General features: G+C 35.7%; 20 protein-coding genes and 1 tRNA gene. 12 read left to right on the top strand and 9 right to left on the bottom strand.

The features are described from left to right. Positions 1-23: 23 nt before the first annotated feature. A complete protein-coding gene (locus L2586_RS23850) occupies positions 24-335 on the bottom strand; it encodes a YbaB/EbfC family nucleoid-associated protein (protein ID WP_235295518.1) in 312 nt (103 codons plus the stop codon). Between the two features lie 122 nt (positions 336-457). On the opposite strand from L2586_RS23850, the gene L2586_RS23845 reads away from it, so the two are divergent. Further along, the gene (locus tag L2586_RS23845; protein ID WP_235295517.1) at positions 458-1306 is read left to right on the top strand and encodes a hypothetical protein; all 849 of its coding nucleotides are present in this window, start codon (positions 458-460) and stop codon (positions 1304-1306) included. A 14-nt stretch (positions 1307-1320) separates the two neighbouring features. On the opposite strand, the gene L2586_RS23840 is transcribed toward L2586_RS23845, so the two are convergent. Further along, positions 1321-2244, bottom strand: coding sequence for a calcium/sodium antiporter (locus L2586_RS23840; protein WP_235295516.1), 924 nt, complete (start codon positions 2242-2244; stop codon positions 1321-1323). 102 nt (positions 2245-2346) lie between these two features. Between L2586_RS23840 and tatC the strand changes: the two genes are divergently transcribed. The 3 genes from tatC (at position 2347) to L2586_RS23825 (ending at position 5166) form a co-directional block, all read left to right on the top strand. Continuing rightward, a complete protein-coding gene (tatC, locus tag L2586_RS23835; protein WP_235295515.1) occupies positions 2347-3177 on the top strand; it encodes a twin-arginine translocase subunit TatC in 831 nt (276 codons plus the stop codon). Between the two features lie 194 nt (positions 3178-3371). After that, positions 3372-3632, top strand: a complete 261-nt coding sequence (locus tag L2586_RS23830; protein ID WP_235295514.1) for a hypothetical protein — start codon at positions 3372-3374, stop codon at positions 3630-3632. A gap of 163 nt (positions 3633-3795) precedes the next feature. Then, positions 3796-5166 carry an MATE family efflux transporter gene (locus L2586_RS23825; RefSeq protein ID WP_235295513.1) on the top strand — a complete coding sequence of 457 codons (1371 nt, stop codon included), beginning with the start codon at positions 3796-3798 and terminating at the stop codon, positions 5164-5166. Positions 5167-5210: 44 nt separating this feature from the next. Here L2586_RS23825 and L2586_RS23820 read toward each other — a convergent pair whose 3' ends face one another. After that, entirely contained in the window at positions 5211-6533 is a 1323-nt protein-coding gene (locus L2586_RS23820) for a sulfatase-like hydrolase/transferase (protein WP_235295512.1), read from the bottom strand. Positions 6534-6604: 71 nt separating this feature from the next. Next, positions 6605-8155, bottom strand: a complete 1551-nt coding sequence (gene porX / locus L2586_RS23815; protein WP_235295511.1) for a T9SS response regulator signal transducer PorX — start codon at positions 8153-8155, stop codon at positions 6605-6607. A gap of 147 nt (positions 8156-8302) precedes the next feature. Between porX and L2586_RS23810 the strand changes: the two genes are divergently transcribed. The 3 genes from L2586_RS23810 to L2586_RS23800 all read left to right on the top strand — a co-directional run bounded on the left by L2586_RS23810 (position 8303) and on the right by L2586_RS23800 (position 13621). Then, on the top strand, positions 8303-9520 hold the full coding sequence (locus L2586_RS23810) for an HD domain-containing protein (RefSeq protein WP_235295510.1): 1218 nt from the start codon (positions 8303-8305) through the stop codon (positions 9518-9520). An 88-nt stretch (positions 9521-9608) separates the two neighbouring features. Continuing rightward, the gene (locus tag L2586_RS23805; RefSeq protein WP_235295509.1) at positions 9609-12047 is read left to right on the top strand and encodes an OmpA family protein; all 2439 of its coding nucleotides are present in this window, start codon (positions 9609-9611) and stop codon (positions 12045-12047) included. 308 nt (positions 12048-12355) lie between these two features. After that, positions 12356-13621 (top strand): serine hydroxymethyltransferase, encoded by a 1266-nt coding sequence (locus L2586_RS23800; RefSeq protein ID WP_235295508.1) that lies wholly within the window; start codon positions 12356-12358, stop codon positions 13619-13621. On the opposite strand, the gene truA is transcribed toward L2586_RS23800, so the two are convergent. The 5 genes from truA to L2586_RS23775 all read right to left on the bottom strand — a co-directional run bounded on the left by truA (position 13610) and on the right by L2586_RS23775 (position 18033). After that, positions 13610-14359, bottom strand: a complete 750-nt coding sequence (gene truA / locus L2586_RS23795) for a tRNA pseudouridine(38-40) synthase TruA (protein ID WP_235295507.1) — start codon at positions 14357-14359, stop codon at positions 13610-13612. The genes L2586_RS23800 and truA overlap by 12 nt on opposite strands. Positions 14360-14502: 143 nt before the next feature. Then, the gene (clpX, locus tag L2586_RS23790; RefSeq protein ID WP_235295506.1) at positions 14503-15753 is read right to left on the bottom strand and encodes an ATP-dependent Clp protease ATP-binding subunit ClpX; all 1251 of its coding nucleotides are present in this window, start codon (positions 15751-15753) and stop codon (positions 14503-14505) included. Positions 15754-15765: 12 nt separating this feature from the next. After that, on the bottom strand, positions 15766-16461 hold the full coding sequence (locus tag L2586_RS23785; protein ID WP_262914222.1) for a ClpP family protease: 696 nt from the start codon (positions 16459-16461) through the stop codon (positions 15766-15768). 64 nt (positions 16462-16525) lie between these two features. After that, positions 16526-17890: a trigger factor gene (locus tag L2586_RS23780; RefSeq protein WP_235295505.1), complete on the bottom strand. Its 1365-nt coding sequence runs from the start codon at positions 17888-17890 to the stop codon at positions 16526-16528. 61 nt (positions 17891-17951) lie between these two features. Continuing rightward, positions 17952-18033, bottom strand: a tRNA-Leu gene (locus L2586_RS23775). Positions 18034-18236: 203 nt separating this feature from the next. Here L2586_RS23775 and L2586_RS23770 point away from each other — a divergent pair. The 5 genes from L2586_RS23770 (at position 18237) to L2586_RS23750 (ending at position 24186) form a co-directional block, all read left to right on the top strand. After that, positions 18237-20474, top strand: coding sequence for a RelA/SpoT family protein (locus L2586_RS23770; RefSeq protein WP_235295504.1), 2238 nt, complete (start codon positions 18237-18239; stop codon positions 20472-20474). Next, positions 20471-20947, top strand: coding sequence for a Fur family transcriptional regulator (locus L2586_RS23765; protein WP_235295503.1), 477 nt, complete (start codon positions 20471-20473; stop codon positions 20945-20947). The genes L2586_RS23770 and L2586_RS23765 overlap by 4 nt, the downstream gene beginning before the upstream one ends. A gap of 439 nt (positions 20948-21386) precedes the next feature. Then, on the top strand, positions 21387-22658 hold the full coding sequence (locus L2586_RS23760; RefSeq protein ID WP_235295502.1) for an adenylosuccinate synthase: 1272 nt from the start codon (positions 21387-21389) through the stop codon (positions 22656-22658). 97 nt (positions 22659-22755) lie between these two features. After that, a complete protein-coding gene (locus L2586_RS23755) occupies positions 22756-23046 on the top strand; it encodes a DUF427 domain-containing protein (protein ID WP_235295501.1) in 291 nt (96 codons plus the stop codon). A 441-nt stretch (positions 23047-23487) separates the two neighbouring features. Further along, positions 23488-24186 carry a Crp/Fnr family transcriptional regulator gene (locus tag L2586_RS23750; RefSeq protein WP_235295500.1) on the top strand — a complete coding sequence of 233 codons (699 nt, stop codon included), beginning with the start codon at positions 23488-23490 and terminating at the stop codon, positions 24184-24186. The last annotated feature ends 321 nt before the right edge of the window (positions 24187-24507 follow it).

The following is a 24507-nucleotide window of genomic DNA, read 5'->3' as shown; positions in this document are numbered from 1 at the left end:
AGTATACTAAAAAATAATTTCATTTACGAACCAAATAAGCCTCCTAACCCAGGAGGTAGCATGTCACTAATTAAAGATTGAGATTCAGCTTCCGCTTTAGTACCTGCTTCAGATAATGCACGATTTACAGCAATTAAAACTAAATCCTCAAGTTCTTCAACATCATTGAGGCTTATTTTATTTTGATCAATTTTAATATTTAACAATTCTTTGTTGCCATTCACTTTCGCCACGACTGCTCCATCACCTGAATTAGCCTCAACTTCTATCTGAGATAATTTCTCCTGGAGTGCTTTCTGCTTCTCCTCCATATTACCCATTAAGTCTCCAAACATCTTTTAATTTTTTATCAAAAGTAAGGCTTTTAAATTAATTCGCGGATTATGAATTTTCAAATTTTGAAATATTCAATTTCGAACTTTTAGTGAATTATAATATTATAATAGAAAAATATTCAATGAGAAAAGTTAATTACATTTTATACCTTTTAATTATGTTAAGCTTGGGAAGGATATCAGCTCAAGATGAAATTTCTATTTACTCGAATGATGATCAAATAAAGTTAAGCGCCGTTGCTGAAATTGGCTTTCTCGGTGTTCTAGATCATAAAATTCAATTTGGACAAAATGGGACTTATTTAAACTATGTAAAAGAAGGTGGTCAAAATACATTATTTCCAGTCACTCGTCTTTCTTTAGAATTAGAATTCAAGAAAAAAAATACCTTCGTATTTTTATATCAGCCATTAACTATTAAAACTACAGCTTTACTGTCTGAAGATCTTATCGTAGATAATCTAACATATCCAGCCGGCAGTGGAGTAGATTTCCTATACAACTTTCCATTTTATAGGTTGAGTTATATGAGAGAGCTATTAAGTGATAATGAAAAATACAGTTTTGGTATTGGTGGTACTATACAAATAAGAAATGCTACAATTTCTTTCGAGTCAACTGACGGTGAAAGGTTCAGGACGAATACCGATATTGGTATTGTTCCAGCTTTAAAAATAAGAGGTAGATCTAATTTCACTGATCGTTTTTATGGAGAAATAGAAGCAGATGGAATTTATGCACCAGTTAGTTATCTAAACGGAAGTACAAATGAAATCGTAGGTGCCATATTGGATGCAAGTGTACGAGCAGGCTATAAAATTGAAAATCATGTGAATACATTTTTAAATGTTAGGTATTTAGGAGGAGGAGCCGTAGGAACAAGTTCTGATGACAGCGGTCCAGGAGATGGTTATACAAGAAACTGGCTACATTTTATTACCGTAAGTACAGGCTTCGTCTATGAGTTCTAAGATAGCTTGTATTATTAGAACATATCTTTAGCTAATTCGAAAATGAAATAGATATAGAAAATAACAAGCATTACACCTTCCCATCTGTTAATTCGCTTGCTTATACAAGCGATAGCAAAAAGGATCGTGACACCGACCATGAATGGCAAACTAAAGTTATTCGTACTTTCTGGAATAACTAAATTTCCAAATAGACTAGGGATGCCGACTACTGCATAGGTATTAAAGATATTAGAACCAAGAACGTTACCGACTGCAATGCCCGGCTTTCCTTTTCTAGCGGCCGCAATACTAACCACTACTTCAGGTAAAGATGTTCCCAATGCCAAAACAGATAGTGCTATGAAATCTTGGTTTACTCCTAATTGTGTAGCAATTTTGTCTATAGCAAAAATCGTATAATTAGCTCCCAAATATACTGCTACACCAGCAGCAATGAGAATCAATAAATCCCTTATTGCGAATGCAGGCTTATCGTTGCTCTCTTTTGTCTGGCCAAATGAATTCATAAGGAAGACAACTAATGCAACTAAAAATAAAATGGATTCATAAATTGTAACTTGATTATCGGACAATACAAAATATAAGAAAAATGCAGATGCAACCAGCAAGGGCATTTCTATATCCATAATATCGAAATCCATCACAATCCTTTTCGCTACAATTGCTGTTATTCCTAATACCAATAAAATATTTGTAACATTAGAACCAATTACATTTCCAATAACAATTTCAGAAGACCCTGAAAATACGGCGGCAATAGATGTAGCCAACTCAGGTAATGAGGTTCCAAATGCAACAATGGTTACTCCAATTATGAATGGAGATATCCCTAATGATAATCCAATTCTCTCTGCAGATTCCACAAAAAAATCAGAAGCTTTGAGCAAAACTCCTAAACTTACAGCAAAAATTAAAATATTAATAAATAGGTCCACGTGTTATATTTCGAGCAAAAATATACCAAATTAACTTATACATCTGTAGAAAACTTTTTTTTCACTAAAATATTTAACTTATAGATGTAAATTTGCGTACCGATGAAAAAAATATTTAAAAGGAAAGAGAAGAGCAAAGAGCTAAAACCCGCAGAAGTAGAAGCGGAAATGGGATTTTTAGATCACTTGGAACAATTAAGATGGCATATACTAAGATCTGTTGTGGCGATTTTCGTTTTCGCAATAGTAATTTTTGGCGCCAAGTCTTTTGTTTTTGACACTATTATTATGGGACCAATGAATGAATGGTTTCCTACATTCCGTTTTTTCTGTTCTTTAGGAGAATCGATGTGTTTCTCTCCACCTAACCTTGAAATCATCCCTCGATTACTAGGTGAGCAATTTCTTGTCCACATAAAAACATCGGCAATACTTGGCCTTATCTGTGCTTTCCCATATGTATTCTGGGAAATTTGGCGTTTTGTAAAACCAGGTTTATATGCTAAGGAGCAAAAGCATGCAAGAGGTATTGTATTTATTTGTTCTATGCTCTTTTTAATGGGTGTAACATTCGGATATTATGTCATTGCTCCATTTGCACTTAATTTTCTTGGTAATTATTCTGTAGGAGTCGATGTAAACAATTCCACTTCATTAGCATCTTACGTTAGTTATATGACGATGTTCACGCTTCCTACTGGAATTGTTTTCGAACTCCCAGTAGTTGTGTATTTCCTTTCTAAAATCGGGCTAGTAACCCCTGAATTCATGAAGAAATACAGAAAACACTCTATAGTTGTGATCTTAATATTGGCAGCAGTAATAACACCTCCTGATATCGTTACTCAATTTTTAATTGGTATCCCAGTTTATATCTTATATGAGATAAGTATTGTTATTTCTAAACGCGTTCAACCTGACCTAGACGATTGAGAAGAGTATCCAATAATATAACCATATTCCTGAAAATATTTATACCTACATTTTGGTTTGTATTTTTCACTTCATTCTTGGTCGCTATCTTTCTGATAGATCCTGACAAGATACCTTTTATGGGGTCTTGGCAGTTTAGAACTGGCTATGTTATAATGTATATTTTATTCGGGTTATTTCTTTATTTCACCTTCATGAAATTGCTAAGAGTGGATATGGGACCAGAGAAATTTTATGCCAGTAATTATATGAAAACATATGCTTATGATTATTCTAATATTCAGAAGATCGACGAGCAGAATTATGGTATTTTTAAATTGATCGTGATACACCTGAATTCTAAAGGAAGTCTTGGCAATAGAATAACATTTATACCTAGTTATAAGAACTATGAATTCTTTATAAATGGGCATAAAGAATTATTCGAGCACTTAATAGATAAAGAAAACGCTTAATACTATCCTAGCGTATCTAAAAGCTTATTCTAAAGGTATATTCGCAGCTATCTTTTTCTATACCTATACCAAATCTGCTATTTTTCTAACAGAACTTAAAAGTAGGTTAGTAAGTGAATCCACTATCGCTAAGAAACTATATATTCGCAGCTTAAATAGAATCTTGAATTTAAATAGCTACACATCGGAATTCAAACAGAACTTAACGATCGCGTACCCCGTGATGTTAGGACAGCTAGGTCAGGTTTTTGTTGGGCTTGCAGATAACATCATGGTAGGTCGATTAGGAGCAGCACCTTTAGCAGCCGTATCACTAGCGAATAGCATTCTATTTATTGCCCTCTCCCTTGGTATAGGTTTCACATTTGCAATTACTCCTTTGATAGCAGAAGCAGACGGAGCTAAAGATTTAAAACGAGGTCGAGCTGTTCTAGAACACGGAGTGCTGATGTCATTCATATTAGGAATCGTATTGTTCATCGCAATGCTTTTCATACAACCCATTATGAAATGGATGGATCAACCTGAAGAAGTTGTCACTCTCGCAATCCCCTATTTTCAAGTAATATCATTATCCCTTATACCTCTACTTATTTTTCAGGGATTCAAACAATTTGCTGATGGTTTGTCCTTGACTAAATTTGCAATGCAAGCTACCATCGTGGCTAATATCATCAATGTGGTATTGAATTACTTCCTTATTTATGGTCATTGGTTCTTCCCTAGACTTGAGATCGTAGGCGCTGGAATAGGCACATTAGTATCTAGGGTATTTATGGTTGTATTCTTCATCTACATTTTTAGAACGAGAAAGGCATTTAAGCCATTTCTAAGGAAATTTTCTTTTGCTAATATTAGTAAAAAAATGCTTGCGAAAATCTATAACTTAGGCTATCCTACAGCTCTGCAAATGTTCTTCGAAGTATCCATATTTACTGCAGTTGTGTTAATGGCTGGCATGCTAGGAGTGAATGAACAAGCTGCTAATCAGATTGCGCTAAATCTAGCCTCGATGACCTTCATGATTGCGGTAGGGCTTGGCGTAACAGCGACTGTACGAGTTGGAAATCAAAAAGGGCTGAAGAATTATAAAGCGCTTCGTAGAATTGGCTTTTCTATTTTTTTACTAATGATTGTAATTGATGCGTTTTTTGCCATTGGGTTTATTTTAACCAAGGACCTTTTACCATGGATATATATTGACAATATAGAAGTTGTCTCGATTGCATCTTCACTAATAGTCGTTGCTGGACTTTTTCAATTGTCCGATGGGTTTCAAGCAGTAGTATTAGGTGGATTAAGAGGATTACAGGATGTTAAAAAACCTATGATTATTACTTTCATTGCCTACTGGGTTATTGGCTTTCCAGTTTGTTATTATTTAGGTTTCCACACTTCATTAGGAACAAGCGGTCTCTGGTATGGATTATTGATATCGCTTACCGCTTCTGCCATTATGCTGATTATCAGGTTCCATCTTATCACTAAGAAATTGATAAACAATGATCTGATCGAGCATAATGATAAAATGTAACCTCTAAACCTATTGTTACTAGAAAAGTATTAAGATATATTTCTTCACTCTACTTCCCATTTCGGATGCTTAGACATCTCTTTTTCCAGTGCTGTTCTAATCTTAGCTTCTTCCGCGGTCATTGCTCCATCTTGAATTGGACTCTGCTCAAGAACATCTTCCTTTAGATTATAGAATTTCCCATCTTGATAAAGCTTGTAGTCTATCGTTCTAACAAACTGATTCTTGAAGCGATTAACATTCTTTCCCCATTTCGGATTATAATGTACAAATGCGGTTTCTCTATCTGTGAAATTACGCTCACCTAATAGCAAAGGCAGAAAACTTTTTCCGTCTGCACTTACTTCATTGGCCACTAGATCCTCGAAAGTTGCATAGAAATCACTGAACTCGATTAATCCATCATACACAAATGGTTTTTCTATCTGGTCTCCCCATTTCACGATTAGTGGCACATGTGTTCCCGCAGTTATTGTATTCCCTTTTGCTCCGCGAATAGTGCCAGATTTTGTTTTCGAATAAATAGAAGGATGAGTTCCATTATCACCAGTAAAAATTACGATGGTATTATCTGCTAAATCTAAAGCTTCGAGTTTAGCATTTATCTTTCCGACGATCTTATCCGTATAACTTACCATATCCGAGAAAAAAGAAGTATCCTTTTTATTTCGAAGGGTTTCATCTTGCCATTCTGGCGAATCTGGTGTAGGCACGAAAGGATCATGAACTAACACCATCGGGTAGTAAATAAAGAATGGCTCATCTTTCTTTCGGTCAATGAAATCTAAGATATATTGACAAAAAATATCTGGACCATAATCATCCTTATTCCGATCAAGTAGCTTTCCGTTTTGTTCTATTAGAGGATCAGCATAGCGCCCTCCTTTTCTAGAATGCTGTGTCAATTGCCAAAGACAATATTCTTCAAATCCAAAATCAACAGGCCTACTGCTGTTATTCCAGTCCTTAATTTCATCTGTATAAGCGAGCCCATTTAATTGCCATTTTCCAGCTATACACGTCGCATATCCATTTTCCTTCAGTAAGTTACCAAAGGTCTTTTCTTCTGTCCTAAGCTGTCCGAAGTATTCATAATTCCGATAGTTATACAAGCCCGTCATTATTTTCACTCTAGAGGGAGTGCATAAAGGCTGAGAAACACAATTATCAAATCTAATTCCATGCGCCGCCATCGAATCCAGATGAGGTGTAGAATAGGACGTGCTCCCTGAACTTCCTAGCGTTTCATATCCCATGTCATCAGCCATGATCAAAATGATATTAGGTAGTTTTTCCTGTGCCGTTCCGAGAATTGTACTACATAAAAGTGTCAGAAATATTAAACGCATGTTAAATGTTAATTTCATGCTTTTCTAGGTTTTTTTTGTTCCGTTGAAATTACTTTACTTCTGACACTTTATAGAATAGATGGTTTAATTTATTTTGAAACCAATGTGACAACTGGACAAATAATCTCTTCAAGTGATATACCTCCATGCTGGAAAGTATCTGTATAGAAATTATTATAGTAGTTGTAATTGTTCGGGTATAAGAAAAACTTATCCGCTTTCGCAAATATAAATCTTGAGCTCACATTAGGCTTTGGAAGGCCAAACTTATGCGGATCTACTGACTCTAATACATCCTTTTTCTCATACTTTAAGTTCCGTCCAACTTTATACCTAAGATTGGTTGTTGTTTCTCTATCTCCCACTACTCGAGAAGGTTGGTTCACTCTTATCGTACCGTGATCAGTAGTGACTACTAATCGAATATCCTTATCGGCTATTTTCTGTAATGCGGTCCATAGTGGCGAGTTCTTAAACCAAGAAACGGTTAACGACCTATATGCTTTTTCATCTCTTACTAATTCTTTCAGCACTTCCATTTCTGTTCTTGCGTGAGATAGCATATCGATAAAGTTATAAACGATTACTGTTAAGTCATTCTGTACATAATTCTGAATATTATCATTTAACATTTTACCATAATAGGTATTCGTAACCTTTATGTATTCAGATTTAATATCCTTACGCATAACCCGCTTAATCTGATCTTCTAATAGTTCTTTTTCCTTTAAATTTTTACCTCCTTCTTCATTGTCATTTAACCACCAGTCAGGATGCATTTTTTGAATTTCAAGTGGCATTAAGCCAGAGAAGATAGCGTTCCTACTGTATTGAGTGGATGTAGGTAATATGGAAAAGAAATAATCTTCATCTTCTTTCTTAAATAACTCCATAAAAATGGGTTCTATCATCTTCCATTGGTCATATCTCAAGTTATCAAGAAGTAACATAACCGTAGGTTTATTTTCCTCAAGGATTGGGAAAACTTTCTTTCGCATTAACGTATTAGACATTGTAGGGCCATCACCTTTTAGCCAGCTTTCATAGTTTCTAACAACATACTTGGAAAACTCACTGTTCGCTTCATTTTTCTGCATGGACAGAATATCCATCATTTGCTCTACTTCAGATTCATCCAATTTCAGCTCCCAGTTGATAATTTTTCGATACGTCTCTACCCAGCCTTCTACATCCAGACCACTATTGATATCCATTAAAATCTTCCTAAATTCTTGCTGATAATCTGAAGCTGTTTTCTCACTAACAAGCCTCTTGTTATCTACTATTTTTTTCAATGTAAGTAGGATCTGATTAGGGTTAACAGGCTTAATAAGGTAGTCGTCTATCTGCGACCCGATGGCTTCTTCCATTAAATTTTCAGCCTCATTCTTCGTAATCATTACTACTGGAATATTCGGGGAGGTTTCTTTTATTTTTGCCAATGTTTCAAGCCCAGTGATACCAGGCATAGATTCATCAAGGAAAATGACATCGATGTCATTGTTTTCTTTGAGCTCATCTAAAGCATCGTAGCCATTAGATACTGTAACAACTTCGTAACCTTTCTTCTCTAGAAAAAAAAGTTGCGGCTTTAACATTTCTATCTCATCATCTGCCCAAAGTATCTTTATTCCTGACATATATTGTATTTTTTATTTTCTTATTGAGTTCAAAAGTGAACAAGTTCGAAACGATTGCAGTTTATGATATATTACCCTATAACTCATTATTAAAAATTATGGCGCTAAATTTGCGAAATAAATAATTGATTAAACTAACTACCTGTATTGAATAAGAAGAAAATTTTCAATGATCCAGTCTACGGATTTATTAGTTTTCCATTTGAGATCCTATATGATATAATAAATCATCCCTACTTTCAGAGATTACGGAGAATTGGCCAGATGGGTCTATCCCATTACGTATATCCTGGAGCGCTACACACCCGATTTCATCATGCGTTAGGCAGCTTGCACCTCACCACGCAAGCGTTAGCAATCTTGCGGGAGAAAGATATCGAAATTTCTAAAGAAGAAGCAGAAGCCGTCAGCATAGCTATTCTACTCCATGATATCGGTCATGGGCCATTTTCACATGCGCTAGAAGGTAATTTTATAGATGTTTCTCATGAGGAGATTTCTCTTGCATTCATGGAAGAGTTTAATAAAATCTTTCCTGGCAGATTAGATCTAGCCATCGAAATTTTCAAAGGAAATTATCACCGAGCATTTCTGCATCAATTAGTTTCCAGTCAATTAGACATGGATAGATTAGATTATTTGAACAGAGATAGTTATTTTACAGGAGTAGCGGAAGGCGTAATATCCTATGATAGGATCATTAAAATGTTAAATGTTAGGGATGATGAGCTTTTAATTGAGGAAAAGGGCATCTATTCAATCGAAAAATTTATACTTTCGCGCAAATTGATGTACTGGCAAGTTTATCTCCACAAGACATCAATTATTTCCGAACAAATGCTAGCAAGATTCGTAGGACTAGTAAAAGAGCATTTTAAAGCTAATGTTCATGAATTTTATAATGAGGATTTTGGCTACTTTTTAACAAACAAGATTTCGAAAAGAGCGTTCGAAGTAAACCAAAGCGACATTTTAACCAAATATGCAAGAATAGATGATTATGATGTCTTTAGTTTGGTTAAAAAGTTTACAAAAAGTAGTAATTTTACATTAAATTTTCTTTCCAATGGCCTAATTAACAGGGAGTTATTCCAAATTAGAATGCAAGATGAAGAATTTAAATGTGACGATGTAGAAATTATCCGTCTTAAGATTCAGAAAGCCTTTAGTATTGATGAGGAAACAGCAAATGAGCTGATCATCTTAGGTACCGAAAGCAATTTAGCTTATAACACATCAAAAAACGAAATTAAAGTATTATTTAAAGACAATACTATTGTACCTTTTTCATTGGGTATCAACAACTTGGTACAGAATAAAACCATAAAAAAGTTTTTCCTCTGCTATCCAAAGTCGATCCAATAATCAGGCACATTGCACGATAAAATTATGTTTAACAAAAAATAGTTCAATCCTATTTTATTTCTAACTTTCTAAAAATTCTTATGTTACTATGAGAAAAACAAACTTTATTTTTACAACTCTACTTCTGTTAGCCGTTTATGTGGCTAGTGCACAACCTGGTGACGATATGCCACCAGCTGAGCCAGGAAAGTGTTATGCGAAATGTTTAATCGCAGATCAATATGAAACTGTTACTGAGCAAATTCTTGTAAAAGAAGCTTCTCAAAGAGTTTCAGTTGTTCCTGCTCAATACGAAACAGTAAGCGAACAAGTATTAAGAAAAGAAGCAGCTACTAAATTAAGTACAGCTCCAGCAACTTTTGAAACAGTTTCTGAGCAAGTTCTTACTAAAGAAGCAGGTTCTTCTATTTCTATTCAACCAGCAACTTTTGAAACAGTTTCTGAACAAGTATTAGCTAAAGAGGCTGGAACCACTTTAAGTGTTACACCTGCTAAATACGAAACAGTTTCTGAGCGTATCTTAGCTAAAGAAGGTACAGGTTCTTTAAGAGTAATTCCTGCTAAATTCGAAACAGTTTCTGAGCAAACTTTAACGAAAGAAGGATACACAACTTTAAAAGTTATTCCTGCTACTTTCGAAACAGTTACTGAGCAAGTTTTAAAGCAAGCTGGTTATTCAACCATTTCTGTTATTCCTGCTAAGTATGAAACAGTTACTGAGCAAGTTTTAACGAAAGAAGCTTCTTCTAAATTAACAGTTATTCCTGCGAAGTACGAAACAGTTACTGAGCAAGTTCTTGTAAAAGATGGTTACACTGTATTATCTGCTGTTCCAGCGAAATACGAAACTGTTACTGAGCAAGTTCTTAAAAAGGACGGTTTCCAAACTTTAAAGGTTATTCCTGCAAAGTACGAAACTGTTACTGAGCAAGTTTTAACTAAAGAAGCTTCAAGCAGAATCGAAAGAAAACCTGCTAAATTTGAAACAGTTACTGAGCAAATTGAAATTTCTCCAGCTGACACAAAATGGGTAAAAAAGAAAGCAGACAAAAACTGTCTTTCTGCTGATCCTGAAGATTGTTTAGTATGGTGTTTAGTTGAAGTTCCTGCTCAATACAGAACTGTTTCTAAGCAAGTAAGAGTTGGTTGTGATAGTGGATGGGCTGATAATGGTGCAGACTGTACAAGAACAATTGATGTTCCTGCTCAGTATGAAACAAGATCTTTCCAGAAATTAGTAACACCTGCAACTACACAAGCTGTAGATGCTCCTGCTCAATATGAGACTAGAACGTACCAAAAATTAGTTTCTCCTGCTAGCTCTACAGCTAACAAAATGGATGCTAAGTACACAACTAGATCATACCAAAAATTAGTTTCTCCTGCAACTACTGAAAGAGTAGAAGTTCCTGCACAATATGGTACAGTTACTCATGAGAAATTAGTTTCACCAGCAACTAGTACAAAAACTGAAGTGCCAGCTCAATATGAGACCATTTCTTACCAGAAATTAGTAAAAGATGCAACAACTACATCTGTTACTGTTCCTGCACAGTACACGACAAGAACTTTCAGACAATTAGCTTCTGATGCTTCAGTTGAAGAAGTTCCTTGTGGAAAAACAATGACATTGGATAACATTACATTCCAAACTGGATCTGCAGTATTAAACCAATCTTCTTATGCTGAAATCAGTGTATTAAAAGATATGTTAACTAAAGATTCTAAGATCACTGCTAAATTAGTAGGTCACACAGATAACCAAGGTGGTGAAGCAGCTAATCAGTCTTTATCTCAAGCAAGAGCAAAAGCTGTATATGATGCTTTAGTTGCTGACGGAATAAGCGCTAGTAGATTAAGTTATGAAGGAATGGGTGAATCTTCTCCTGTTGCTACTAACAACACTGCTGATGGAAGAAGAAAGAACAGAAGAACTGAATTCATCACTTACGGTGGAACTGCAGTTACTGATTGTAATTCTTACAAAACTAGAACATACCAACAATTAGCAAGTGATGCTACAGTTAATACAACTGAAGTTCCTGCTCAGTATGAAACTAGAACTTTCCAAAAGTTAGCTAACGATGCGACTGCTACTACAGTAGAAATTCCTGCTGAATACAGTAACAGATCATTCAAGAAATTAGCTAATCAAGCAGCAGCTAACACTGATGCAGTTGCAGCTCAATATGAAACTAGATCTTTCCAGAAATTAGTTTCTCCTGCTTCAACTACAACAACAGAAATCCCAGCTGAATACAAAACTTTAACTAAGAGACAATTAGTTAAAAAAGGTGGATTCACTGAATGGAGAGAAGTTGTTTGTGAAAGTGATATTACTTCAGACTTAGTAAGAAGAGTACAAAATGCTTTGATCGCTAAAGGTTACAACTTAGGACCTGCAGGTGCTGATAATGACATGGGACCTTCTACTAAATCTGCTTTAGTAAAATTCCAGAGAGAGAACAACCTTCCTATCGGAAGTCTTGATTTCGAAACATTAAAAGCATTAGGAGTTAATCAATAATTCTTAGTCTTAATGATAAAATATGGGGCTTCTCGCATGCGAGAAGCCCTTTTTTATTGCTCATTTTCTGCTATTCACCTCACAGCTCTCCAGATAATCAGAATACTTTCATCTCTAAGATCCTTTGATTCAACGCTTCGTAGCATTACTACCTTTACTTTCTCCTCTGCTATATCGCTTGATAAGCGAAAAACATTGACCATTAAAAAAACCTAAGTTTACTTCCTTCTTTGCAAAACTATAATCCATAAACTTTAATCTTTAAAGGATTAAATTTACATTTGCACTTTCCAATAAAAAACGACTTAATGGCTGATCCAATATTTGACTTAATCAACGACGAACTTACAAGACAAAGAGAAGGTATAGAATTAATCGCCTCTGAAAATTTTACTTCTGCTAACGTACTAAAAGCTATGGGCACTTGCCTTACGAATAAGTACGCTGAAGGATATCCTGGAAAGAGATACTACGGAGGATGTGAAGTTGTTGATAAAATAGAAAATATTGCAATAGATCGGCTTAAAGAAATATTCGGAGCTTCCTATGCTAATGTGCAGCCTCACTCTGGAGCACAAGCAAATGCTGCGATTTTCTTAGCTTGCTTAGAAGCTGGCGATAAAATACTTGGATTTGATCTTTCTCATGGTGGACATTTATCTCATGGTTCTCCGGTGAATTTTTCAGGGAAGGTATACCGTCCATTTTTCTATGGCGTAGAAAAAGAAACAGGTCTTATCGATATGGATAAGGTCGAAGCGATTGCTAAGAAGGAACAACCTAAATTAATCGTGTGTGGTGCTTCGGCTTACGCTAGAGATTGGGATTATGCGAGATTTAGAGCGATTGCAGATTCTGTAGGCGCTATTCTGCTAGCAGATATTGCACATCCAGCAGGTTTAATCGCAGGAAAGCATCTAAATGATCCGATGCCTTACTGTCACATTGTTAGTTCTACTACACATAAGACCTTGAGAGGTCCTAGAGGTGGAATTATCATGATGGGTGAAAACTTTGATAATCCATGGGGCAGAACGACTAAGAAAGGGACCATTATCAAAATGTCTTCTATTCTTAATAGTGGCGTTTTTCCAGGTATGCAAGGAGGACCATTAGAACATGTGATCGCAGCAAAAGCCATAGCTTTCCAAGAAGTATTGGATCCATCGTTTAAAGTATATGGTCAGCAGGTGATCGATAATGCTCAGGCAATGGCTAAAGCATTCGTTGCGAAAGGTTACGACTTAATTTCAGGTGGAACAGATAATCACTTAATGCTAATCGATCTTAGATCGAAAAATGTAACAGGTAAAGCTACAGAGCAAGCACTTGTAAAAGCGGATATTACGGTTAATAAAAACATGGTTCCTTTCGACGATAAGAGTCCTTTCGTCACTTCTGGTATCAGAGTAGGAACTGCAGCCATCACTACAAGAGGTTTTAAAGAAGCTGATTGCATTAAAACAGTTGACTGGATAGATCAGATCGTTACTAATATTGATAACGAAGAAGTTCAATTAAGCGTTAAAAAGGAAATCAATGCATATATGCATAATTTCCCTTTATACGAATAAATCATCTGGGTAAGTAATTTTGTTGAGGAAAAGACCATGAGCGGGAACGCTTAGATCCTTGCTCAGTCTTCTTTGATTGTTAAAGGCATCTTTGATTTCGTCAATGCTTAGCTTCCCGTTAGCAACATTCAAACAGCTACCGACCAGCAGTCGTACCATGCCGCGCAGAAAGCGGTTCGCTTCCACATGGAAGATTAATTCGCCATTGTGTATTTCCCATTCACTTCGATAAATATGACACTTTGTGTTGTTTACGTCTGAATTGGACTTGCAGTATGGAAAGAAATCGTCATGCTTAAGAAACTCTGCAGCTACTCTATTTAGGATTTCTAGGTCTTTCTGAAAAACATAAAGATTATGATAGCTTACTTCCGTTTTGAATGGATTCTTCACCTGAGATATATGATAGCCATAAGATCTTTTAATGGCATCAAATCTTGCATGTGCTGTGGGTAATACCTCTCGGATCTTAATCACCGCAACATCTTTTCCTAGCATTCTATTCAACTTAAAGATTAGATGATCTACATCTTCTATCAGTCCGTCAAAGTGGAACACATAATCGGAAGCATGAACGCCTGCGTCTGTTCTTCCACAGCCTACAACCCTTATTTCTTCTCTTTGAACCATACTTAGTTTAGATTCTATAAGGTCTTGAATGGTGGGTGCATTCGGCTGAGATTGCCACCCAGAAAACCGGGTACCATTATATTGAATCCAAACGAAATATCTTTTCATGAAATAAAAGTAAAAAGGAAATCCATTAATAAGGAAAGTCACATCAAGAATAATGAAAAGTAAACGGTATAGCAAGTCTAGCTCTACTGTACAACGAAATGGACAGCAACTTGCTATCCTGCATCAATAAATATTAGAAGTTTCTAAGCCGCCTTAAGTTTGTTCAACTTAGACTTGGATAATTTCTCTTCAGCATATTCACGGCTAACGATAAATTCATCCACTTCACCTCGCTTAGAAGGTAGTTCGAACATCGCGTCTGTTAGGATCGCTTCACAAATAGATCTTAACCCTCTAGCTCCCAGTTCGAATTCAAGCGCTTTATCAGCAATATAATCTAAAGCTTCATCTTCGAATATCAGGTTGATACCTTCTAATTCAAATAACTTATGATATTGCTTAATCAATGCATTCTTAGGTTCCTGCATGATACGAATGAGCGTTTCTTTATCAAGCGGTCTTAGGAATGTTAAAACAGGTAAACGACCTATCAATTCTGGAATTAATCCAAAACTCTTCAGATCGCTGTGATTAACATACTCTAACAATTCATGCTGCTCGATTCTTTGATCTTCTGTCTTATTGAATCCTATCACTTGAGTGTTCATTCTTCTAGCGATATGATTCTCAATTTTACTAAAGGCACCTCCACAAATAAAGAGGATATCCTTAGTATTAACTTTAATCATTTTTTGTTCAGGATGCTTTCTACCTCCTTGAGGCGGAACATTTACTTCTGTACCTTCGAGCATCTTTAACATTGCTTGTTGTACACCTTCTCCTGAAACGTCTCTTGTAATCGACGGATTATCACTTTTACGTGCGATCTTATCGATCTCATCGATGTATACAATTCCTTTCTCTGCAGCTTCAACATCGAAATCGCAGTTTTGCAATAATCTGCTCAACATAGATTCCACATCTTCACCTACATAACCTGCTTCTGTAAAAACAGTAGCATCTACAATCGCGAACGGAACATCTAGAAACTTAGCGATCGTCTTCGCTAATAAGGTCTTACCAGTACCAGTTTGACCAACGAATAAGATATTACTTTTTTCTACTTCGATATCATCTATTACCTTCTGGTTCAATCTTTTGTAGTGGTTGTAAACCGCAACAGATAAGTAACGCTTTGCGTCAGTCTGACCGATAATATAATGATCTAAGTAATTCTTTATTTGAACAGGCGTAATGTTGTCAGGAAGATTAAATGACTTTCCTCCAGAAGATTTTTTCTTTTTTCCACTCCCAAGCTCATCCTTTATCATATCATGAGCTTGCTCAACACATACTTCACATATGTGACCTTCTAATCCAGCAATTAGGATTAAAGCATCACCCTTATCTCTTCCGCAAAATGAACATTTATAATTATCTCCCTGACTCTTCATTACCAATTTTTTTTAAGCTTCTTTTTCTTTAGAACGATCTAAAACTTCATCCACTAAACCATAATCTCTCGCTTCCGTTGCAGTCATCCACTTATCTCTATCACTATCTTTCTCTATATCTTCGAATGACTTTCCTGAATGTTTCGCTAAGATATCATACAGTTCTTGTCTTAAATCTTTAATCAAATTATATGAAATCTCCATATCAGAAAACTGCCCTTGCATTCCTCCAGATGGCTGGTGAATCATAACTCTTGAATGTGGTAAACAAGTTCTTTTACCTTTTGTTCCAGCAGTCAATAAAACTGCACCCATAGAAGCAGCAAGACCTGTACATATAGTCCCTACATCTGGAGAAACATATTGCATTGTATCATATATCCCCATACCAGCTATCACTGATCCTCCAGGACTATTTATAAACATCTGAATATCTCTCTTTGGATCGGTAGACTCAAGAAACAGTAATTGTGCTTGAATAACGTTCGCAACGTAATCATTTACTGGAACGCCCATGAAAATGATTCTATCCATCATTAACCTTGAAAATACATCCATACCTACAACGTTCATTTGACGCTCTTCGATAACTTGTGGTGTAAATCCTTGAATATTAGGCACTGATGTGTTCATATATTTTTCAACATGCATCCTACCCATGCCTAAATGCTTGGTTGCATATTTTAAAAATTCATTCTTATCGTACATAATTTTTTTATTTTATTTGCCAATATAACAGCAAGATCTCAATAAGGATTAAAAATAATGCAATTTATGCCGCCTCTTCGTTAACTTTTTTGACCAATTCCTTGAATTCATCCAGAGAAATAGGGTTTTCAACGATATTCATATCAGCAGAAATGGCTTGAAATAACTTCTCAGCCTTTTCTTCTTCAAATACTTGTCTAAATTGCTCTTGATTTTTCATCATAGACTCAGCCATCTGATCAAGATCTATTCCTTGAGGATTTCCTCCGAAATATCCAGCAATTCTTTTCTTAAATCCTTCTTTAATATCTTCCGGCAATACTTCTATCTCGTACTTTGCTTCTAACTTACTCTTAATTAGATTCCACTTAAGATTCTGAGAAAACGCTTCGAATTCCGCTTCTATAACTTCATCAGTTGCATTTTCATTGCTTAATTTCAACCATCTCTTTAAGAAAGCATTCGGAAGTTCTATTTTATTAGCCTCCATTAAGTGATCCATAATCTCCTTGAACATTAAGTTCTTCGTCTGAGTATTATAGTGTTCTTCAATATTTGCTCTAATCTTAGCTCTTATTTCTTCTTCTGAAGTTTCTGCCCCTTCTTGACCAGTATATTTGTCAAAAAACTCTTGATTAATTTCAGCAGGTGAGATTCTAGAAACTTTGTCGATAGTTCCTTCGAACATATCTCCTATTTCTTTCTCCTCATCTTCATCTAAATTTAATAGATACTTATTAACGTGCTTTTCGTCTTTATCTTTCTCTACGCTTCTGATGTTAAATTTGAATTTCCCGCCTTTCTTCAATTTAAGAACTTCTTCTTTAACTGAATCTTCCAAATCTTTCACTAAGATCTGAAATCCAGTTTCCCAACCTTTCTTCTTCACTTTGTCTCCATCCAGTTCAACTGCACTTAGTGTTAATAGGTCATTGTCTTCGATATCATCTTCAGGGAATATTTCACCACCGAATCTTTTTCGAGCTAATTCAAATTCCTCCGTTACAGATTCTTCTGCAACTTCCACCACTTTCTTTTCTATTCCATCATCCATTCCAGCTACTTCAAACTGAGGCGCGATTCCTAAGTCGAAATCAAACTTGTAATCACCTAAGTTCTTAACATCAAAATGAGTTACTTCCGTATCTTCTGTTGGGATAGGTTGACCTAAAGTTTCAATTTTCTCTTCAGTCAGATAAGTATTCAGTGTTTCACCAAGAATATTATTGATCGTTTCAGCAAGAATTGCTTTACCATACATTTTCTTGATCGTAGCTATTGGCGTTTTTCCTTTACGAAATCCCTTTAGGGAAGCTTTACCTCTGTACTTATTAAGTTCATCTTTAAACTTTTCTTCGTAATCAGACGGTTCAATAGTGATATGAAGCGATGCGTTTAATGCATCAATTTCATTTTTAGTTATATTCATAATTTAGTAAAATTAAATAGATGTCAAGATCCGTTGACAAGAAAGTGTATTAAAAAAGAAGTGCGGGCGGGGAGACTCGAACTCCCACACCTCGCGGCACTAGATCCTAAGTCTAGCGTGTCTACCAATTCCACCACGCCCGCAAATTCAGGATTGTTTCACCTGATAACTTCAATTAACTTAGCAACATTATCGCTAAGGGATGGCAAAGATAATATCTTTTTATAAATTTCAATGCATGCAGAGTAGTTTTGCTAAAAAATATTATACTGACTTGGAATTTCTATCATTTGTTTCATGTTATTAATATATATTCGAACTTAATTATTTAGGATTTTTACGATTAATGGGAACCGCTACAGCTATAAATGAAACCGAATTAAAGACGATTCGCAAAGCTTATAATAAGCTGAGGAAGTCTATTGTCAACTCTTTAACTGATGAAGACAAAATTCACTTGGACAAAGCATACAAGCTTGCCGTCTCAGCGCATAGTAGTCAGCGTAGGAAGTCTGGAGAACCTTATGTTCTCCACCCTATTGAGGTCGCTCGAATATGTGCTGAGGAAATTGGCCTAGGTCCTACCGCAGTGATCAGCGCATTATTGCATGATGTTGTAGAGGACACTCCAGTTACCATCGAAGAAATAGATAAAATGTTCGGACCGAAAATCCGAACCATAGTAGATGGACTTACCAAGTTAGATGGATTATACAATGTAGAAAGTCCACAAGCTGAAAATTTCAAGAAAGTGCTAAGCACACTTGTAGAGGATGTAAGAGTTGTCCTTATCAAGATGGCCGATCGAATTCACAATCTAAGGACTATTGGTTCGATGCCTCAGCATAAACAATTAAAAATTGCAGCTGAAACGAGCTTTATATACGCTCCATTAGCACATAGACTTGGGTTATATAATGTAAAAACTGAGTTTCAAGACCTATGCTTGAAAATCACTGAGCCTGAACTGTACGCAGAAATAGAAAAGGAACTTGTAGATTCGAAAAGAAATAGACAGAAATACATTAATGAGTTTGTGAAACCATTAAAACCGAAATTCGACGAAATGGATTTCGATTATAGAATTACAGGAAGAGTGAAATCTATTTCTTCCATCGCTAATAAAATTCGAAAAAAGAGAGTCCCTCTTCATGAGATCTACGATATCTTTGCAGTAAGGGTGATCATTGACACAGATATTAAAAAAGAAAAAAGCGGTTGTTGGCAGATCTATTCTGAGATTACGGATATCTACCTCCCTATTCCAGAGCGACTTAAAGACTGGGTAACTACCCCAAAAAGTAATGGGTACGAATCTTTACACACCACCGTGATCGGACCGAAAGGTCGTTTTGTAGAAGTTCAGATTCGATCAGAAAGAATGGATGAAATCGCTGAACGAGGATTCGCGGCACACTGGAAATACAAAGGGGTTAAAGATTCTGATTCCGTATATGATCAATGGTTAGATGGTATCCGACACTTGCTTGATACGTCAGGAAACACAGCTCTTGAATTCATTAATGATTTCAAAACGAATCTATTTTCTGAGGAAATTTACGCTTTTACTCCGAAAGGTGATATGCGTATTCTACCTAAAGGAGCGACAGCACTAGATTTCGCATTCGATATCCATACAGATGTAGGATATAATGCCACTGCCATAAAAGTCAATAATAAGCTAGTCCCTATGGGATATAAGCTTTCGAACGGAGACCAAGTTCATGTTACCACGAATAAAAGCCAAAAGCCTAATGAGAACTGGCTTAAGATGGTGGTCACCGGAAAAGCAAGATCTAAAATTAGGTCTTCGATGAAAGAAGAACGACGTAAACAAGGTGAATTCGGTAAAGAAACCTTGATGCGTAAGTTGAAAAATATGAAGGCTGACTTTGAGCTTAATATTGACATGCTTGTGAAATATTTCGGATACAAAAGTAGAGTGGACCTATACTATGGAATTTTCAGAGAAGATATTAACTTATTAGACCTTAAGCTATTTGATGTTCATGGTCAAAAATTGATCGAGAAAAAAGTAGAAGACATCATTTCTGAAGCGGTGTCTGAAGCAGAAGAGAAAGAGAAGAAAAGACCGCGAAGACAAGATGATAATCAGCAGAAAATCCTGATCAATGGTGAGCCTGCTGACATGTATAAATACACACTGTCCTCCTGTTGCAACCCAGTCCAAGGTGATAATATTTTTGCATTTCTAAGTGCTACCGGTGGAATGAAAATCCATAGAACTAATTGCCCGAATGCAACTAATATGCTCGCTAATTATGGTTATCGGGTGATGAAAGCCGAGTGGTCAGGTGGGTCTAATTCTAACTTTGTAGTGGATCTAATTGTAACCGGTGTGGATTCAGGCCCTGGAGTCATTCAAAAAATCACGGAACAAATCTCTTCTTTTTTAGGTTTAAATATTAGATCATTTTCTATAGAAGGCGCAGAAGGCTATTTCGAAGGGAAAGTGGGTTTATTTGTTGCCAATAAAAATCAATTAAATCAAGCTGTTCATTCACTCCAACAACTAGATGGCGTTTCGAGTGTTACAAGAGTAGATAAGTCATATAATTCATGAATGTAGAAGCGACGTACTTAGACGAAATCATCAAAGAAGTAAAAACAATTTTTTCAGCCCACTTAGAAAAAAATAAGCTTCGAAAAACTCCGGAACGGTATGCTATTTTGGAGGAGATATACAGAAGAACGGATCATTTCGATGCGGAAGCCTTATATATTCACATGAAGAACCAGAATTATCGAGTAAGTAGAGCCACTGTGTACAATACGCTTGAGCTCTTGGTTGTCTGTGACTTGGTCACCAAGCACCAATTCGGTAAGAATCTAGCCCAATATGAAAAGTCCTACGGCTTTAAGCAACACGACCACATCATCTGTGTAGACTGTGGCAAAGTACTTGAGTTTTGTGACCCTAGAATCCAGCAAATAAAATCAATGATGGGCGACCTTATGAAATTCACGATCACTCACCACTCTTTAAATTTATATGGTAAATGTGAAAGTGACTGCGAGTATAAAAACAATAACTAGTCATTACATTAATTCTCGATCTTAGTAAAGTCTGGCAATCATCTTTTAATATATTTTCAAGCAGACATCAACTTGACTATAAATTGAAACAATTCCTTAGGGTCTTTTTTGCTGCTAATGAATTTAATTACAATACATTGCTAATTGTAGGATACTAATCATTCAGTAATCTAGTAATAATTAGTTGGCACCTTTAATCTGATTTCTTCACCTTTTTTTGAAGAAATACAGAAAAGAAATCCATATAAAATTTGATACCAATATAATTTATGATTATTGTGCGTCCTTAGCATCCTTCATGACACATTTGAATACATATTAAAAAAAATATAAATTAATCTCCAGAATGGGTTTTTATCCCAAGCAGTTTCCTATTTTTACGCTTTAAACTTTACAGCAACCTAGACAGCTGTATCATAACCAACTTATAAAAAATAGAATGGCAGTAGATGTTTTATTAGGATTACAATGGGGAGATGAAGGAAAAGGGAAAATCGTAGATTATTTAGCAGATAAGTATGACCTTGTTTGTAGATTTCAAGGTGGACCTAATGCTGGTCACACCATCGTTATTGGATCAACGAAATACGTGTTGCATACCATCCCATCTGGTATTTTCAGAAGTCATATCAAGAATGTTATCGGAAATGGTGTTGTTATCGACCCGATCACATTTCAGAAAGAGTTGAATAAGTTAGATTCGGCATCTATTCAATATAAAGAAAATCTATTTATAGCTAAGAAAGCGCACTTAATTGTTCCTACTCACAGATGGTTAGATGCTGCATCAGAGGCTTCGAAAGGTAAGGAAAAGATCGGTTCTACTTTGAAAGGAATCGGACCTACTTACATGGATAAGACTGGAAGAAATGGCTTAAGAGTGGGAGATTTATTTGCACCAGACTTTAAGAATAAATACAATGCTTTGAAAGAAAAGCACATGGGTCTTCTTCAAGGATACCCAACGATCGATTTCAATATAGAAGAAGAGGAAGAAGCTTGGTTTCAGTGTATTGAGAAATTAAAAGAGATACCTACGATCGATTGCGAATACTTTGTCAATGAGGCCATTAAAAGTGGAAAGAAAATTTTGGCAGAAGGAGCACAAGGGTCTATGTTAGATATTGACTTCGGAACTTATCCTTTCGTAACTTCATCGAATACAATTACTGCGGGAGTTTGTACTGGTCTAGGTATTGCACCACAGCAGATCGGAGAAGTTATCGGAATCGTGAAAGCTTACTGCACAAGAGTTGGATCAGGACCTTTCCCTACTGAGTTAGAGGATGAAACTGGAGAAAAATTAAGAAGATTAGGACATGAGTTTGGCGCTACTACTGGCCGTCCGAGAAGATGTGGATGGAATGATATTCCTCAGTTGAATTATACAGTCATGTTAAATGGTGTGACGCAAATCGTTGTGACAAAACTAGATGTTCTTGATGAGTTCGAAACGATTAATGTGTGCGAATCTTACAAAGTAGAAGGTACAGAAACGACTCAGCTTCCATATGACCTAAATATGAAAGGAATTGAGACTAATTATACAGAAATCAAAGGATGGAATACATCTCTTGATGACGTGGAGTCTTATGATCAGCTACCAAGTATCGCTAAAGACTATGTAGATCAATTAGAGAAGATGTTAGGGACAAAAATCACTATGGTTTCTACAGGTCCGGAAAGACGTAAGTTATTAGTTAGAAAGTAAGGTGTAAGACAAGTCGGTTTTTCTAGGTCAATGTTTTAAGCATGGATGAAACATTATGCATTCATGCAATGTTTGAGTAATAAATAAACATTGAAAAATGAAAAAAAGAGCTATTTGGAACGGAGAAGTGATTGCAGAAAGTGATGACTTAGCAAACATTGAGAATAACTATTACTTTCCTATTTCGTCTGTAAAAAAGGACTTATTAAAGGAAAGTGAGACGACATCCTACTGCCCTTGGAAAGGAACAGCAAATTACTACACCCTTAATGTAAATGGATCGGAAAATAAAGATGCTGTATGGTATTATGCAGATCCATCTGATGCAGCAAAAGTAATCAAAGACAGGGTTGCTTTCTGGAAGGGCGTAACGGTAGAGGACGTCTAGAGAAAACTATTTTAAAAGAAATCTTGCCATTTATAATGTCAATGGACCGCGTACTTGAGTATGAAATTACCTCACAATCTCGGGTTAAACCCAAGGTCCTTTTAGACATCTTAATCTTGTTTTACTTTCCTTCCTAATGGACTTCGTACTTGAGTACGAGAGTTTTTTTCTCGTATTTAAGCACAAGCTCCTCTTAAGCATCCTAATCTGATTGTTATACTATAGGTCAAACCACAGTTGGAGTACCCCTAAATATCTTATCACAAAATTCTTCATCTTGGCATTTATTTATTTTCATAAAATAAATTAGGCTAAGAATTCCCAACAAACACAGTCATTCACAAGGGAGATAAAAAAAATAATAAATTTTTATTTTCTTTTTGGGGGTATAAAATATTTGGTTCGTCATGGATGTACTAACGCTAAAATTTTAACAATTAGATGCAACACAATAATATGATTGAGACGTTGAGAGAATTTCCAATTTTAAGTGAATGTTCTGATAAAGAATTGGAATGGTTGTCAGGAAAAATAACGGAGAAGAGTTTTTTCAAAGGAGAGACGATTTATAGAGAAGGAGAAGATGGTTCACATGTATATTTTGTGACTGATGGAAGTGCGAAATTAGGGATTACTTCTTCATGCGGAAAAATATTGATAAAGGATATCGTTCATGCGTCGGATGTATTTGGTGAGAACATATTTACATCGGTGAATACTCGAAAAGAGTTTGCTGAGGTAATGAAAGGAACGATCAGTTTATTGATGATTAGGAAGGATGATTTCCAAAAGTTACTACTTCACAATCAGAGGTTTGCTAACAGTGTAATTAATTTAGTAGTAACGAGGTTAAACGCACTTGAGAAGAGAATGGAGAATTTCATTTTCAAGAAAGCTAAAGCTAGAATCGTAGACTTTATAGTTAATACTGGAAAAAACAGAGGAATAAAAATAGGGCTTGATGAGCTTTTAATAAATCATGGGATGTCACATAAGGAGATAGCTTTTCTTACAGATACTTCTAGACAGACCGTAGCAAGAGTTTTAGGTGAGTTAAAGAAAGATAGTTTAATTCATTTTTCATCAAGAAAACCTAGTAAGATATTAATTAGGGATTTTGCAAGCTTGAATGCTTTCTAAATCTACAAATGAGTTTGGTTAGATATTACATTTGAAAACCTAGATTGCCGTTTAGGTTTTCAATGTAACGCTCAAGTACTCCAGACGAAAGAAAAAATTACTCTTCATAAGAGTTATTTGGTTTTAAGGTTTTAGGCACATTACTTATTGAAATTGACCGTTTTCCAATAATGATTGGGAAACGGTTTTTTTATTTAGTGGATAGTGGATAGTGGATAGTGGATAGTGGATAGTGTGTATATGCCTGAATAACGTTGACCGGGTTTAAATAAAATCTTTAAAGTATAGTTACTTTTAAACTACTTTATATTACCTGTGTTT

Origin of the sequence: Portibacter lacus (assembly GCF_021533215.1) — a bacterium.
GTDB classification, from domain to species: Bacteria; Bacteroidota; Bacteroidia; order Chitinophagales; family Saprospiraceae; genus Portibacter; species Portibacter lacus.
Note: the sequence above shows the minus strand (reverse complement) of the source record. Positions and strands in the feature narration are given on the sequence as shown.